This is a genomic window from Bradyrhizobium sp. WYCCWR15520 (assembly GCF_056174665.1).
This window is the reverse complement of sequence record NZ_JBWBWM010000010.1, coordinates 90597-105268: the sequence shown is the minus strand read 5'-3', so window position 1 is coordinate 105268 and position 14672 is coordinate 90597. Positions and strand designations below refer to the sequence as shown.

Here is a 14672-nt window from a genome sequence, read left to right as displayed (position 1 = left end):
ATTGTTGGAGTTCGCGGTGTTGATTAGCTTGTGGCGCGCTGGATGCTCGTCTCGCTGACACCGACCTCGCGGGCGGTGTTGACGATCGCAGCCCAGGTATCGTCGGGAAGCGGCACGCCGTTTTTGGTGCGCTCGGCGCGCATCTTCCGTTCCGGATCGCCCGGGACCAGCACGGACTCGACACCGGCGATCGGCTTGGTCTCCCGGATGAAGTCGGTATAGCGCGAGATTTCGCCGTCGAAGAAGTTGGCGGTGTCCACCACCTTGGGATCGACATAGAAGGACAGCATGCCGTTGGCGAACTGCCGCCCGCCCGAGGTGGCGCCGGTGCCGGTCAGTGCACCGCCGAGTAGCTCGCAGATGAAGGCAAGGCCCGAGCCCTTGTGCTCGCCGAACGCGCGGATCGCGCCGGTACCCTTGGTGTGGTCGCGCGGCCCGTCCGGGGTGTAGGGACCGTAAAGCACGGACGGCTCCTCGCTCAGCGTACCGTCGGCATCGACCAAAGCGCCGGTCGGCAGTTTCTTGCCGCCACGGCTGGCGACCAGCACCTTGCCTTCGGCGACGATGGAGGTCGCGAAATCGAGCACGATCGGGTCCTGCCCCTTGCGCGGAATGCCAACACAATAGGGCGCGGTCGAGAGCCGTTTCTGAACGCCGCCGAACGGCGCGACCAGCAGCGAGCCGGCGGCATTGACGAAGTGCACCGACACCAGCCCTTCGGCCGCAGCCATCTCGGCCCAGTCGCCGACACGGCCGATATGGCCGGCATTGCGTAGCGCGATTGCAGACAGTCCGGCTTTCTTGCACTTCTCGATGCCGGTCCGCACCGCGAACGGCGTCACGGTCTGGCCATAGCCGAACTTGCCATCGACCACCGCAAGCGATGGCGTATCGACGACGATTTCGGGAGTCTGGTTGGGAATGACGTTGCCGGTCTTCTTCCACCTGATGTAGACGGGAACCCGGATCACGCCGTGGCTGTCATGGCCGGTGAGATTGGCCGTCGTGAGATAGGTCGCGATGCGCCTTGCTTCCTCGGGCGAGGATTCCGAATGGGAAAAAACCTCAGTGACGAAATCGATCAGATTGTTGACTTTGATGGTGACCATGTCCGGATTTCAGCCCTGTCCTTGTACGGCGGAAGCCTGCGATTGAGCAGCCAGGCCCGCGACTCCCGCGCCGGTTTTCATGACCGGCTTGGCCGGCACTTTGAGCGAAAAACCGCGCGAATGTCTACTCGCCTCGATCGCATTTAGCCAAATGATTGCAATCATTTGCCCGGCCGCTATGCATCGGCTCGGTAGCATCATGCAAATTTGTGCTTACTCATCCGCCTCCGCATCGCCCTCACCTGCTACTTCCATCGCCGCAAGGCTGCGCTCCAGTTCGCCCAGCATGTCTTGCAGCTCAGTGAGCTTGCGCGCGCCATAGCGCTGGGTGATCTCGGCGTAGATGGCTTCCGAGGTCGGCGCCACGGCCTCGATCAGCTTCAAGCCCTTGGACGAGATCGACACCTCGCCGCGGCGCAGGTCCGTCTTGGCGGCACGGCGCTCGATCAGGTCGCGCGCTTCGAGATCGCGCAGGATGCGCGACAGGCTCGGCCCCAGCAGAAACGCGACGCGCGCCAGCTCCGTCACCTCGATGGTATCCACCGCCGTCAGTGCGCGCAGGATCCGCCATTGCTGCTCGGTCAGGCCGTGGTTGCGCAGCGAGGGGCGGAACTGGCGCATCACGGCTTCGCGCGCGCGTAAGAGCGACATCGGCAGCGAACGCGAGAATTCGCGCATCGGCCCGCGGCGCGCTTCCGGTGTCCCCTCCTGGTCCGAACGCGATCCGTTCGGCGATTTCTTGCCTGTCATCTCCAGTGATCCGCCATCGGGAATCCTCGATCTCGCGAACGATAAAGTTTTGCGGCGCAACAAGCATCAAATCAGTTTGCGTCGGATAACTTAACATGTTAAACAAATTTCGGCACCCGCTTTTTTCTGAAACAGCCGGACGCTCATGGCCCTTTCAACAGACGACATCCGAAGTGCCGCAGCGCGGCTCGATCAGGCCGAAAAGACGCGCAAGCAGATCCGCCAGCTTTCGCTCGAACATCCCGCCATAACGATCGAGGATGCCTACGCTATTCAGAAAGCCTGGGTCGAGATGAAGGTCGCGCAGGGACGTGTCGTGAAGGGCCACAAGATCGGCCTGACCTCGAAGGCGATGCAGAGCGCGCTCAATATCGACGAGCCGGATTCCGGCATCCTGCTCGACGACATGTTCTTTGCCGATGGCGGGCTGGTGCCCTCGGACCGCTTCATCGGTACCCGCGTCGAGGCTGAACTCGCCTTTATCATGAAGTCGCGGCTGGCGGGGCCGGACTGCACCATGTTCGACGTGCTCAATGCCACCGATTTCGTAGTGCCCGCGCTCGAAATCCTCGACACAAGGGTCGAGCGGGTCGATCCGCAAACCAAGTCGACGCGGAAGATTTTTGATACCATCGCCGACAACGCCGCCAATGCCGGCATCGTGCTCGGCGGCCGCCCGATCCGGCCGATGGACGCGGATTTGCGCTGGATCGGCGCGCTGTGTTTCCGCAACGGCCAGCTCGAGGAGACCGGGCTTGCGGCCGGCGTCCTCAACCATCCCGCGACATCAGTGGCCTGGCTCGCCAACAAGATCGCGCCGAACGGCCTCGCGCTGGAAGCCGGACAGGTGGTGCTGGCGGGATCGTTCATTCGTCCGATCGAGACCCGCAAGGGCGACACGATCCAGGCGGATTACGGCCCTTACGGCTCGGTGAGCTGCTACTTCGCCTGAAGCTTTAGGACGACAGGAGCCATCGCAACATGCCGCACTTCACGATTGAATATTCAGGCAATCTTGACGGACGCGTCGACATGGTCGGCGTCGTAGAGCTGGTTCGCAAGGCCGCGGTCGAGACCGGCATCTTCCCGCTCGGCGGTATCAGAGTCCGCGCCGTCAAATGCGAGCATTATGCGATTGCCGACGGCCGCCAGGACTATTGCTTCCTCGACATGGTGCTGCGCCTCGGTGAGGGCCGCGACCTCGCCACCCGCAAGAAGGCGGGCGAACATATTTTCAAGGCCTTGTCGGCCTATCTCGATCCGGTCTTTGCGAACGAAAAGTTCGCGCTGTCGTTCGACATGCAGATCAACGACAAGGAAACAAGCTGGAAACGCAACAACATCCACGAAGCTCTGAAGGTGGAGGCTAGCAATGGATAAGGTGACACCTAAGGACGGGTTTCAGGCCAATCGCGACCGCGCAGCCCCCCTGCTCGCCAAGCTGAAGAGCGACGGCATCGGGCACATGATCGACGGCAAGACCGTGCCGTCGGCTTCGGGGCAGACTTTTGAGACGAAGTCACCGATCGATGGCGGCGTGCTGGCGTCGGTCGCGCGCGGCAACGCCGAGGACATCGACCGCGCCGCGAGCGCCGCAACCCGTGCCTTCAAGTCCTGGCGCGACATGCCGGCGGCGGCGCGGAAGAAGTTGCTGCATCGCGTGGCCGACGCGATCGAGGACAATGCCGACGACATCGCGGTGCTCGAATGCATCGACACAGGCCAGGCCCATCGCTTCATGGCCAAGGCCGCGATCCGGGCGGCGGAGAATTTCCGCTTCTTCGCCGACAAATGCGGCGAGGCCCGGGACGGACTCAACACGCCCTCCGAGGAGCACTGGAACATCTCGACCCGAGTCCCCATCGGCCCGGTCGGCGTCATCACGCCCTGGAACACGCCGTTCATGCTGTCGACCTGGAAGATCGCGCCCGCGCTCGCTGCCGGCTGCACGGTCGTGCACAAGCCGGCGGAATGGTCGCCGGTCACGGCGGCCCTGCTGGCAAAGCTCGCGAAACAGGCCGGCCTTCCCGACGGCGTACTCAACACCGTCCACGGCATGGGCGAGGAAGCCGGCAAGGCGCTGACCGAGCACCCCGCCATCAAGGCGATCGGCTTTGTCGGCGAAAGCGCTACGGGATCTGCGATCATGGCGCAGGGCGCTCCCACTCTGAAGCGCGTCCATTTCGAGCTCGGCGGCAAGAACCCGGTGATCGTGTTCGACGACGCCGATCTCGACCGCGCGCTGGATGCGGTCGTCTTCATGATCTACTCGCTGAATGGCGAGCGCTGCACCTCCTCCAGCCGGCTGCTGGTCCAGGCCGGCATCGCCGACAAATTCATCGAAAAGCTCACCGCCCGGGTGCAGGCGTTGAAGGTCGGGCACCCCCTCGATCCCGCCACCGAAATCGGGCCGCTGATCCACGAGCGGCATCTGGCAAAGGTCTGCAGCTATTTCGAGGTCGCCAAAAAGGACGGCGCCACCATTGCGGTCGGTGGCAAGCCGCACGACGGCCCGGGCGGCGGTCATTACGTGCAGCCGACGCTGGTCACCGGCGCGCATTCGAAAATGCGGGTAGCGCAGGAGGAGGTGTTCGGCCCGTTCCTGACCGTGATCCCCTTCAAGGACGAGAAGGACGCCGTCGAGATCGCCAATGGCGTGCAATACGGCCTGACCGGCTATGTCTGGACCGGCGACATGGGCCGGGCGCTGCGGGTGGCCGATGCGCTGGAGGCGGGCATGATCTGGCTCAACTCCGAAAACGTCCGTCATCTGCCGACACCGTTCGGCGGCATGAAGGCCTCAGGGATAGGCCGCGACGGCGGCGACTATTCGTTCGACTTCTACATGGAAACCAAGCACGTCTCGCTCGCCCGCGGGACGCACAAGATTCAGAGACTGGGAACCTAGCACTCACCGTCGTTCCGGGGCGATGCGAAGCATCGAACCCGGAACCTCGAGATTCCGGGTCTGGTGCTTGCGCACCATCCCGGAATGACGAAACTAACCAAGGGAACACCCATGCCGGTGCCGACGCACATCTTCGATCCGCCGTTCAACATCATCCGTTGCAGCCACGCCGTCCTCGATGTCGTCGATCTCGGCAAGAGCCGCGCCTTCTATGAGAACACCGTCGGCCTGCATGTCGAGGACGCCGACGACAAGGCGGTGTACTTGCGCGGCAGCGAGGAACATCAGCATCATTCGCTGGTGTTGCGGAAAGCACCGGTAGCCGCCTGCAGCCGGCTCGGCTTCAAGGTCGGCAATGACGGCGATCTCGACAAGGCCGCCAGCTTCTTCTCCGAGAACGGCATCGCCTACGCCTTCGTCGATCAGCCGTTCCAGGGCCGCACCCTGCAATTCACCGATCCCGCCGGCTTCCAGCTCGAACTCTATGCGACGATGGAGAAGCGCCCGCATCTGCTCAGGCGCTACGACCTCTACAAGGGGTGTCACCCGCAGCGGCTCGATCACTTCAACGTCTTCGCGCCCGAGGTGCAGAACACTGTCGATTTCTATGCCCGGCTCGGCTTCCGCCTGACCGAATATGGCGAGGAGGACGGGCCGAACGGGCGGATCGCGGCGGCCTGGATGCATCGCAAAGGCAACGTCCATGACTTCGCCATCACCAATGGCCGTGGCCCTCGCCTGCACCACATGGCCTACTGGACGCCGACAGCCATGAACATCCTGCATCTCTGCGACGTCATGGCCTCCAGCGGCTATTTGAAGAACATCGAGCGCGGCCCGGGCCGCCACGGCATCTCGAATGCGTTCTTCCTCTATGTCCGCGACCCGGACGGCCATCGCCTCGAACTCTACACCAGCGACTATTTCACCGGCGACCATGACCACGAGCCGCTGCGCTGGTCGCTGAACGACCCACGCCGGCAGACGCTGTGGGGCGCGCCAGCGCCGCGCTCCTGGTTCGAGGAAGGCTCACCCTTCACCGGCCAAGCGGTGCGCGAACCGGCCTTCGTCGCCGACGTTACGATTGCGGATTAAAGAAGATGGCCCCTCCCCGCTTTGCCACCTACACCGTCAACGGCGCGCAGAAGTATGGCGCGGTGACCGATGCCGGTATCGTCGATCTCTCCGCGCGGTTCGGCAAAGAATATCCGACTCTGCGCGAGGTCATCGCGGCCGGCGCGCTGACGAAGCTCGCGGACGAAGGCGTGCGGTTTCAGCCGGACCATGCGCTTGATGCGATCACATGGCAGCCGCCGATCCCCGCGCCGGAAAAGATCATCTGCATCGGCGTCAACTACCCGGACCGCAATGCCGAATACAAGGACGGCCAGGACGCGCCGAAATATCCGAGCATGTTCATGCGGACGCCGCGCTCCTTCGTCGGCCACAACACGCCGCTGGTGCGCCCGCGCGCCTCGGCGCAACTCGATTACGAGGGCGAACTGGTGCTGGTCATCGGCAAAGCCGGACGCCACATCAATGAGAGCGACGCATTGGACCATATCGCCGCCGTCACGCTCTGCAACGAGGGCACCATCCGTGACTGGGTGCGGCACGCCAAGTTCAATGTCACCCAAGGCAAGAATTTCGACTCCACCGGCAGCCTCGGCCCGTGGCTCGTACCCTATGCCGGTGAAAGCCAGATCGCGGACATCCGTTTGACCACGAAGGTCAATGGCGAGACGCGGCAGGACGACCGCACTGGCCGGTTGATCTTCGGCTTCCGTTACCTCATCAACTATCTCTCGACCTTCACAACGCTGGTGCCGGGTGACGTCATTGTGACGGGAACGCCGACCGGCGCCGGCGCGCGGTTCGATCCGCCGCGCTATCTGAAGCCCGGCGACGTCGTCGAGATTGAAGCCGAGGGTGTCGGCATGCTGAAAAACGGCGTGGTCGACGAAGCCTGAACAACTCCTGCAAGCGAGTGGATAGCACAATGAGCTCAACTTCCGGCGGCGAAGCAATCGTCAACGGCCTCGTCGCGCACGGCGTCGATACCGTGTTCGGCCTGCCCGGCGCGCAGATCTATGGCCTGTTCGACGCCTTCCATCAGGCGCAGTTGAAGGTGATCGGCGCCCGGCACGAGCAGGCCTGCGGCTATATGGCCTTCGGCTATGCCCGCTCATCCGGAAAGCCCGGCGTGTTCAGCGTGGTGCCCGGTCCCGGCGTGCTCAATGCCAGCGCGGCGCTACTCACCGCGTTCGGCTGCAACGAGCCGGTGCTGTGCCTGACCGGACAGGTGCCGACGGCGTTTCTCGGCAAGGGCCGCGGCCATCTGCACGAAATGCCCGACCAGCTAGCGACGCTGCGTACCTTCGTGAAATGGGCTGAGCGCATCGAATATCCCGACGCAGCGCCATCCGTGGTGTCGCGCGCGTTTCAGGAGATGATGTCGGGCCGTCGGGGTCCGGTATCGCTGGAAATGCCGTGGGACGTCTTCACCCAGCGCGCGCAGGTCGGCCGTTCGACGGTGCTCGATGCTGTGCGCCCACCGCAGCCCGACCCTGACCGTATCAAGGCGGCGGCGGCGCTGATCAAGGATGCGAAGCGGCCGATGATCTTCGTCGGCAGCGGCGCGATCCATGCCGCTGAGGAAATCCTCGAACTGGCCGAGATGATCGACGCGCCCGTTGTGGCATTCCGCAGCGGCCGCGGCATCGTCTCCAACGCGCATGAGCTCGGGCTGACCATGGCGGCGGCCTACAAGCTCTGGCCGAATACCGACCTGATCATCGGGATCGGCACCCGCATGGAGCTGCCGACCTCAGGTTTCCGCTGGCCGTACCAGCCGAAGGGCTTGAAGTCCGTTCGCATCGATATCGATCCGGTCGAAATGCGCAGGGTTGCGTCTCACGCAGCCATCGTCGCGGATGCCAAGGCCGGCACGGCCGATCTGGTGGCGGCCGTGAAAAAGGCCGGCTACAGCCGGACCAGTGGCCGGCGCGGCGCGATCCGCGAAGCCACCGCGGCGGCACAGCAAGAAATTCAAAAAGTTCAGCCGCAGATGGCGTATCTGAACATCCTGCGCGAGGTGCTGCCGGCGAACGCCATCGTCACCGACGAGCTGTCGCAGGTCGGCTTTGCTTCCTGGTACGGCTTTCCGATCTATGAGCCGCGCACCTTCATCACTTCAGGCTATCAGGGCACGCTCGGCTCGGGCTTCCCGACCGCACTCGGCGCCAAGGTTGCCAACCCTGATCGGCCGGTGGTCGCGATAACAGGCGACGGCGGGTTCATGTTCGGCGTGCAGGAACTCTCCACCGCCGTGCAGTTCAAGATCGGCGTGGTGACGCTGGTGTTCAACAACAACGCCTACGGCAATGTGCGCCGCGACCAGCGCCAGCATTTTGACGGCCGCGTGGTGGCGTCCGACCTGGTCAATCCGGATTTCGTGAAGCTCGCGGAATCGTTCGGCGTCCCGGCAGCGCGCGTCACCTCGCCCGATCATTTCCGGCCTGCGCTGGAAAAAGCGCTGGCCGATGGCGGGCCATATTTGATTTCGGTGGAAGTGCAGACGGACTCCGAAGTGAGCCCCTGGGCGTTCATTCATCCGCCGAAGCCGTAGTTCGTCGGCCGTCATTCCGGGGCGCGAAGCGAACCCGGAATCTCGAGATTCCGGGTCTGGTGCTAACGCACCATCCCGGAATGACTGCGGAAGAGCCTCAGGACGGTCAGCGCGCTTTTCGAAACGTCAGATTGATCCGCTGGCGCCCCATGACGGGATGTTCGCCATCGGCCAGCGACGCGACACCATGAAAGAACAGCCGCGACGGGCCACCCCAGACCACCACGTCGCCGTGCTCGAGACGATAACGCGCAGTCTTGTCGGCACGCTTCGGGCCGCCGAACAGAAAGATCGCCGGCAGACCGAGCGACACCGATACGATCGGCGCACCAAAATCGCGCTCGTCCCTGTCCTGATGCAGTGACAGCTTCGCGCCTGATACATAGCGGTTGATCAGGCAGGCCTCCGGCGCGAAGCCGTTAAAGCCGGCGTCATCAGCAGCGTCGGCCGCTACTCTGCGCAGCACAGGCGGCATCGCCGGCCACGGCTGTCCGGACTCGGGGTCGATGGCGTCATAGCGATAACCGGTGTGGTCCGACACCCAGCCGACACTGCCGCAATTGGTCATCGCGACCGACATACGGTGGCCGCCCGGCGTGATCAGATGCCGGAACGGCGCCTGTTTGACGATCGCGCGCAGTGCCGGAAGCAGTTCGGCTTCGAACGGCCGCGCGAAGCCGCGCAGCAGCACCGCGCCCTCGGCCAACGCTTCGCGCGAAGGGCGCACGTCCGGAACGGCGTCGAATAAATCCTCTGTCAATTCAGTCCGCACTCATTTGGCATCGTGGAAGATCACGCCGACGGTATGGCGATGGCCGGATCTGATACGGCTGACGCCGTGGCGCAGATTAACGCGGTAAGGCCCGCGCGTCCCCTGCACCGGCCGATGATGCACAGCAAAGGCGACCGCATCGCCCTGTTTGAGCGACACCACCTCGGGCCGCGACTGCATCCGCGGCCGCTGCTCGGTCAATACGAACTCGCCGCCTTCGAAATCGCGCCCCGGCTCCGACAGCAGGATCGCGACCTGCAATGGGAACACGTGTTCACCATAGAGGTCCTGATGCAGGCAATTGTAATCGCCCTCGCCATATTGCAGCAGCAGCGGCGTCGGCCGCGTCTGCCCGGCATCGTGGCAGCGCTTCAGGAACGCCTCGTGACGGTCGGGGTAGCGGATATCGATTCCCATCGTCTCGTTCCAGCGATTGGCAACGCCGCACAGCCGCGCATAGAGCGCCGGCCGCAATTCCGCGATCAGGTCGGGCAGCGGATAGGCAAAATATTTGTACTCGCCGCGGCCGAAGCCATGGCGCCCCATCACGATCCTGCTGCGAAAGTTCGCGTCGTCAGGATAGAGCGCGGCCAGCGCGTCGCATTCTTCCGGCAACAGCAATCCCTTCAGGACGGCGCAGCCCTGCGCGTCGAGGTCAGAGGTTACCTGCGCCCAGTCGATGGCGGCGACGCGGCTGGCGATGGTGACGGGATTTGCCTTGATGGTCGCAAGATTGGCCTTTGGCATGTCGGTCTCCGAAATTCGTTATTCCGGGACGGTTCGAAACGACGAGCCCGGAATACCGATAATTTCGTAATTCCGAGGTGCATCCACCACCCGATTCCCGGGCAATCTGCTACTGGAACCGACTAATTCTCGGCACTATTTGCCGACAATGTGCGGGCAATCACAGGTACCATGCGCAAGGCGCTCACCATCTTCGGAAAGTCCGTCCTGGCCCTGCTCTCGCTGGCAGGCGTGGCGTTGCTATGGTTCACGGGCTGGCTGATCTGGCACTATGAATACGGTATTGGCCTTCCTACCGAGACTACGCTCTCGGCACTCCCTCCGAGAGATCACGTCTGCTCCACCGGTGATCGCGGCGCGTTTGTTCCGCTCACCGATATTCCGCCCCTAGTACGCAAGGCAGTCGTTGCGTATGAGGATCTCGATTTCTACGAGCGGCCGTTGGTCGGCCCCCTAGCGCAGTTCGCGCTTGCCGTGGTCTCCAATCGCAGGCCGCCCCTCTCAAACATCTCGTTATCGGTCACGCGGGACTGCCTGAGAACGTTGAGTCCCGAATGTTGCAAAGGGATCGACTGGCACATCGGCAATTGGGTTTTCACGGGACGTGTCGAGCGCGCGCTGTCGCGGGATCGTATTCTCGAGATCTATCTGAACGACACATATTTCGGCCGGGGTGCCGATGGTGTTGCCATGGCCGCGGAAGCGTATTTCGGCAAACCTCTCACAGAACTGGATATCCACGAAATCGCATTCATTGTCGCCCGCGCCAGATACCCGTATCCGAGCAAACGTTTTGACGCGTCATTCAGAAATCGAGTCATCGATCGCATGCTGGACGCTGCAGTCATCAGCGAGGCACAGGCAGTCACGGCTAAGGATCATCCGATGCCGCTCGACAAGAATGCGAGCGACGGCCAGAACAAGCCAGGCAATCAGTAATGGCGTCTAGCCCAGCACCGGCATCGTGATCACCTCATACCCGTGGCTGATCTTGCGCTTCAGCACGGGGTCTTCCAGCTCGAACTCGAATCGACTGGCCGGGCGGATACCGCCTTTGGCCGCAAACGTGCCACCGAACATGGCGCAGCCGTCGGGTAGGCCTTTGCCGCCGAAGCCGAGGTCGATCAGGTCGTTGACCGGCAGCATGGCATCCAGCGTACCCTCCTGGTACAGCACGCGTGCGCCGCCGATAGTGGCGTAGGAGCGCAGGATCATCTTGTCCCAATGGGCGATGACGTCCTCCAGTTCCCACAGCACCGAGGCCATCGGCTTGTCGCACATCTGTTTTGAAACGGTGACGCTATAGCTCTCCACCTTGCGGTCGGTATGATCGGAGCCGCAGCCAACGAAGACGCGGCCCTGCCAGCCGATCAGCACGAATTCGACCTCGCCGCTGGAGTTTTCGCCTGAGACCTCGATGCGGTCGGCTTGCGTAATCCGCCGCGCCGAGCAGCGATAGTAGATCGGCGTCGTCGCTGGCCGCGCGATGCCGAGCGCTTCGAGCTCGGCGATGTGCTTGTCGCGCGCCACCGGATCGCGCCCGGTCCAGCCGGCGATGACGGCCTGGTCGATCGCAAGCGTCAGCGGCGTCAGCATGCCCTTGTCGTCGACGTTGAAGGTCAGATCAAACACGGATGATATCCTCCATTCCGGCGGCGAGTTCGAAGATGCGACGGTCCGCTCCGCCTGATGCCGCAAGCATCAGCCCGACCGGCATCTCGCCTTCGCGATGCGCCGGCAGCGAGATTGCGCAGCCGTCGAGCATGTTGATCAGCGTGCAGTTGCGGAGCGCCCGCAGATTCTCCGTGGCGAACAGCTTGTCGTCCGCGACAAGGTCGGCGATTCTCGGCGGCGCGTTGGCCGTGGTCGGCAGCACCAGCGCGTCATAGGGCGCGATGCGCTGTTCGGTGCGCGCAATGAACGAACGACGCGCGTTGACGATGTCGATATAGTCCGCCGCGCTGATGGCTTCGCCGCGCAGGATGCGGACGCGGACGCGGGGATCGTAGACGTCGCCTTTGCTGGTGAGTAGGTAGCGGTGCCAGGCGTAGCTTTCGGCGGCGGCAAAACCGCCCTTGCTGTTCATGACGCCGACGTCGTGAAATTCAGGCAACTCGATCCGCTCGATCAAGGCACCCTGGCGCGACAGCGTCTCCAGCGCACGTTCGAAGGTTTTGGCGACCTCCTCGTCAAGATCATCGAGCGCGATCGTGGTCGGCACCGCCAGCCGCATGCCCTTGATCGGGCGCGGCCGCAACGGCTGCACGGTTTCATCCGCGAGCATGGCGTCGAGCACCGCGCAGCAGCCAACCGAGCGCGCCAGTGGGCCAAAGCTGTCGAGCGAGGACGACAGCGGTACGCCGCCTTCAAGCGGCACGCGCGCCTGCGTCGGCTTGTAACCGACAATGCCGTTATAGGCTGCCGGAATCCGGCAGGAGCCGCCAGTATCGGTGCCCAGCGCGCCATAGGCCATCCGGTCGGCGACCGAGACCGCAGCGCCCGAGGACGAACCGCCGGGCACGTGGCCGACGCTGCGATTGAAGACGCTCTTCGGCGTGCCGTAATGCGGATTGATGCCGATGCCGGAATAGGCGAATTCGGTCATGTTGGTGCGGCCGATCACGATGAAGCCCGCGCGCCGCAGCCGCGTCACCACAGGCGCGTCGGCTTCGGCAGGTGCGGAATCGTCCAGCGCGCGCGATCCCGCACGCGTCACCTGCCCCTTGATGTCGAACAGGTCCTTGATCGAGACGGGAATGCCCGCATAGGGCGATGGTGCGGCATGCGCTTTGCGCAGATGATCCATCGCGTCCGCTGCCGATATCGCCGCGTCCTTGTCGACATGGATAAAGGCGCGCGCACCCTCGCCGCCGGGGTCGGCAATTCTTGCCAGACATTCCTCGACCAGTTTGCGCGCGGTGGTGCGCCCGGTGTCGAGATCGGCGGCCAAGGTGGCGAGTGTCGGATTACCAGGCATGATCGTCGGTCGCTCTCTCTGTTATTTGCCATCCGGCGCGGTTGGGATGTCGAGATCAAGCAGCGCCGAACTCAGCGATTTGCCATGCGCATCGAGAGCCAGCGAGCGCGTCACGCCGCCTCCCAGCGCCTGGTCCATCACGAAATTCAGTGCAGCGAGATTGGGCAGTTCATAACGAACGACCTCGCCTTGGACAACGCCGGCGAAATGCGATTTCACGCGCGCGGCCGTAACCTGTTCCAGCAACAGTGGATAGTCCTTCGCGTCATAGGCAATGACGGAGATGTTGGAGATGTTGCCCTTGTCGCCGGTGCGGGAATGAGCGATCTCGCGCAGCTTCACCTTATGCTCCCACAAATCGGACTTGCGGCTTTGCCAAATCGCGCGGCAGCAGCACGGACGCGACCGCCACGACGTCACGCGCCGATTTCCACGCGCCGCCACCAGCGGCCGGGCCGTTGGTATAGAGCGTTTCGACCTCGTTGCCGATCCTGATCGCCTCGCGCAAATTCTCGGTGCGCCCGGACACGCGCACGCGCACCTCGTAGGGTTCGCCGGCGCGCGCGGAAACTTCCGGCCCGTGCAGGGAATCGACGCCGACCAGTTCGAACCGCAGTTCGCTAGTGGCGACACTGGTGAGCTTCAGCCGCTCGCGGACGATCTCGAGCGCCAGCCTGCCCCTCGCCAGTGCGCCGGGGCCGGCATAGGAGATCTGTCCCTCGCCGATATAGCTGTCAACATAGCCGACCGAGACTTTCAGCGTGTCCGTGCGCTTCGCGCCGCGCCCGCCGCTGACACGAACACGATCGCGTCCGATTTCCTCAACCGTTACCTGCGAGAAATCTGCCACCACATCCGGCTGGAAGTATCTGGTGGGGTCATGCACCTCGTACAGCAACTGTTCCTTGCAGGTCTGCGCCGTCACGGCGCCGCCCGATCCCGCGACCTTGGTGACGACAAGGCTGCCATCCTCGCCGACCTCTCCGATCGGAAAGCCGAGCCGCGCAAGATCGGCCACATCCTTGTAGCCGGGATCGGCAAAATAGCCGCCGGTGATCTGTCCGGCGCACTCCAGCAAATGTCCGGCAACCGTCCCCTGCCCGAGCAGATTCCAATCGTCCATCGCCCAGCCGAAGGCGTGGATCATCGGCGCCAGGAACAGCGCCGGATCGGAAGCCCTGCCGGTGATGACGATATCGGCGCCCGCAGCGAGCGCCTGCGCCATCGGCTCGGCGCCGAGATAGGCATTCGCCGACAACAGCCGGTTGCCGAGCTGCTTGATCGTGCCGTCGAATTCCATGATCTTGAGATCGCCGGCCTTGCAGGCGTCGAGCACGTCGTCGCCGACGATGGCGGCGACTTTCAGAGACGGCAGTCCCAGTGACCTGGCGATCTCGGCGGTCTTTCGCGCGGCGGCTTCCGGATTGGCCGCGCCCATGTTGGTCACGATCTTGATGCCCTTTGTGGTGCAGAGCGGCAGCACCGCGCGCATCCGCTCCTCAAGCAATGGATCATAGCCGCTGTCGGGATTCTTCATGCGCGACTGCTGCGCCAGCGCCACCGTGCGCTCCCCGAGGCATTCGAACACGAGGTACTGGATATCGCCCTTCTCGGCGAGTTCGATCGCCGGCTCGATGCGATCGCCCGAATAGCCGGCACCGGATCCTATTCGTATCGTTCGCACGTCGTCTCCCTGTCGTCGCAAGCACCACGCGGCTTGCAACAGAAATACCCTAGCGCGGAAAATTACTGGCATACAAGCGCTGTGGCTTGGAGGAATG

Annotated in this window: 15 protein-coding genes; 7 read left to right on the top strand and 8 right to left on the bottom strand. The window is 63.5% G+C overall.

Features of this window, described 5'->3' with window-relative positions; genetic code table 11:
• Positions 1 to 23 precede the first annotated feature (23 nt).
• Entirely contained in the window at positions 24 to 1109 is a 1086-nt protein-coding gene (locus AC0QUY_RS13405) for a malate/lactate/ureidoglycolate dehydrogenase (RefSeq protein WP_475387179.1), read from the bottom strand.
• A gap of 213 nt (positions 1110 to 1322) precedes the next feature.
• Positions 1323 to 1859 (bottom strand): homoprotocatechuate degradation operon regulator HpaR, encoded by a 537-nt coding sequence (gene hpaR / locus AC0QUY_RS13400; protein WP_475387178.1) that lies wholly within the window; start codon positions 1857 to 1859, stop codon positions 1323 to 1325.
• 145 nt (positions 1860 to 2004) lie between these two features.
• Here hpaR and hpaH point away from each other — a divergent pair, with 145 nt between their 5' ends.
• From hpaH to AC0QUY_RS13370, 6 genes are all read left to right on the top strand, one after another.
• Entirely contained in the window at positions 2005 to 2811 is an 807-nt protein-coding gene (gene hpaH, locus AC0QUY_RS13395; RefSeq protein WP_475387176.1) for a 2-oxo-hept-4-ene-1,7-dioate hydratase, read from the top strand.
• A gap of 29 nt (positions 2812 to 2840) precedes the next feature.
• A complete protein-coding gene (locus tag AC0QUY_RS13390; protein ID WP_161852961.1) occupies positions 2841 to 3239 on the top strand; it encodes a 5-carboxymethyl-2-hydroxymuconate Delta-isomerase in 399 nt (132 codons plus the stop codon).
• Positions 3232 to 4767: a 5-carboxymethyl-2-hydroxymuconate semialdehyde dehydrogenase gene (gene hpaE, locus AC0QUY_RS13385; protein WP_475387175.1), complete on the top strand. Its 1536-nt coding sequence runs from the start codon at positions 3232 to 3234 to the stop codon at positions 4765 to 4767. The genes AC0QUY_RS13390 and hpaE overlap by 8 nt, the downstream gene beginning before the upstream one ends.
• A gap of 111 nt (positions 4768 to 4878) precedes the next feature.
• A complete protein-coding gene (hpaD, locus tag AC0QUY_RS13380; RefSeq protein WP_161852959.1) occupies positions 4879 to 5862 on the top strand; it encodes a 3,4-dihydroxyphenylacetate 2,3-dioxygenase in 984 nt (327 codons plus the stop codon).
• Positions 5863 to 5867: 5 nt separating this feature from the next.
• Positions 5868 to 6737, top strand: coding sequence for a fumarylacetoacetate hydrolase family protein (locus AC0QUY_RS13375; RefSeq protein WP_475387174.1), 870 nt, complete (start codon positions 5868 to 5870; stop codon positions 6735 to 6737).
• A gap of 29 nt (positions 6738 to 6766) precedes the next feature.
• Positions 6767 to 8395, top strand: a complete 1629-nt coding sequence (locus tag AC0QUY_RS13370) for a thiamine pyrophosphate-dependent enzyme (RefSeq protein WP_475387173.1) — start codon at positions 6767 to 6769, stop codon at positions 8393 to 8395.
• A gap of 106 nt (positions 8396 to 8501) precedes the next feature.
• On the opposite strand, the gene alkB is transcribed toward AC0QUY_RS13370, so the two are convergent.
• Complete coding sequence (gene alkB / locus AC0QUY_RS13365; RefSeq protein WP_475387172.1) at positions 8502 to 9155, bottom strand: DNA oxidative demethylase AlkB; 654 nt, start codon at positions 9153 to 9155, stop codon at positions 8502 to 8504.
• Positions 9156 to 9167: 12 nt separating this feature from the next.
• Complete coding sequence (locus AC0QUY_RS13360) at positions 9168 to 9914, bottom strand: 2OG-Fe(II) oxygenase (RefSeq protein ID WP_475387171.1); 747 nt, start codon at positions 9912 to 9914, stop codon at positions 9168 to 9170.
• A 171-nt stretch (positions 9915 to 10085) separates the two neighbouring features.
• Here AC0QUY_RS13360 and AC0QUY_RS13355 point away from each other — a divergent pair, with 171 nt between their 5' ends.
• Entirely contained in the window at positions 10086 to 10853 is a 768-nt protein-coding gene (locus AC0QUY_RS13355; RefSeq protein ID WP_475387170.1) for a transglycosylase domain-containing protein, read from the top strand.
• 6 nt (positions 10854 to 10859) lie between these two features.
• Here the strand turns inward: AC0QUY_RS13355 and AC0QUY_RS13350 are convergent, their stop codons facing one another.
• The 4 genes from AC0QUY_RS13350 to AC0QUY_RS13335 are packed head-to-tail and all read right to left on the bottom strand — an operon-like array spanning position 10860 to position 14575.
• Complete coding sequence (locus AC0QUY_RS13350) at positions 10860 to 11546, bottom strand: DUF2848 domain-containing protein (protein ID WP_475387169.1); 687 nt, start codon at positions 11544 to 11546, stop codon at positions 10860 to 10862.
• Positions 11539 to 12891 carry an amidase gene (locus AC0QUY_RS13345; protein ID WP_475387168.1) on the bottom strand — a complete coding sequence of 451 codons (1353 nt, stop codon included), beginning with the start codon at positions 12889 to 12891 and terminating at the stop codon, positions 11539 to 11541. The genes AC0QUY_RS13350 and AC0QUY_RS13345 overlap by 8 nt, the downstream gene beginning before the upstream one ends.
• Before the next feature lie 21 nt (positions 12892 to 12912).
• Positions 12913 to 13233, bottom strand: coding sequence for an AtuA-related protein (locus AC0QUY_RS13340; protein WP_475387167.1), 321 nt, complete (start codon positions 13231 to 13233; stop codon positions 12913 to 12915).
• Between the two features lies 1 nt (position 13234).
• The gene (locus AC0QUY_RS13335; protein ID WP_475387166.1) at positions 13235 to 14575 is read right to left on the bottom strand and encodes an acyclic terpene utilization AtuA family protein; all 1341 of its coding nucleotides are present in this window, start codon (positions 14573 to 14575) and stop codon (positions 13235 to 13237) included.
• Positions 14576 to 14672: the final 97 nt, after the last annotated feature.

Coding starts and splice junctions, on each gene's coding strand:
- AC0QUY_RS13375 (WP_475387174.1), top strand. CDS start 5,868: ATGGCCCCTCCCCGCTTTGCCACCTACACCGTCAACGGCGCGCAGAAG.
- AC0QUY_RS13390 (WP_161852961.1), top strand. CDS start 2,841: ATGCCGCACTTCACGATTGAATATTCAGGCAATCTTGACGGACGCGTC.
- hpaD (WP_161852959.1), top strand. CDS start 4,879: ATGCCGGTGCCGACGCACATCTTCGATCCGCCGTTCAACATCATCCGT.
- AC0QUY_RS13345 (WP_475387168.1), bottom strand. CDS start 12,891: ATGCCTGGTAATCCGACACTCGCCACCTTGGCCGCCGATCTCGACACC.
- AC0QUY_RS13355 (WP_475387170.1), top strand. CDS start 10,086: ATGCGCAAGGCGCTCACCATCTTCGGAAAGTCCGTCCTGGCCCTGCTC.
- hpaE (WP_475387175.1), top strand. CDS start 3,232: ATGGATAAGGTGACACCTAAGGACGGGTTTCAGGCCAATCGCGACCGC.
- AC0QUY_RS13405 (WP_475387179.1), bottom strand. CDS start 1,109: ATGGTCACCATCAAAGTCAACAATCTGATCGATTTCGTCACTGAGGTT.
- hpaH (WP_475387176.1), top strand. CDS start 2,005: ATGGCCCTTTCAACAGACGACATCCGAAGTGCCGCAGCGCGGCTCGAT.
- AC0QUY_RS13360 (WP_475387171.1), bottom strand. CDS start 9,914: ATGCCAAAGGCCAATCTTGCGACCATCAAGGCAAATCCCGTCACCATC.
- hpaR (WP_475387178.1), bottom strand. CDS start 1,859: ATGACAGGCAAGAAATCGCCGAACGGATCGCGTTCGGACCAGGAGGGG.
- AC0QUY_RS13370 (WP_475387173.1), top strand. CDS start 6,767: ATGAGCTCAACTTCCGGCGGCGAAGCAATCGTCAACGGCCTCGTCGCG.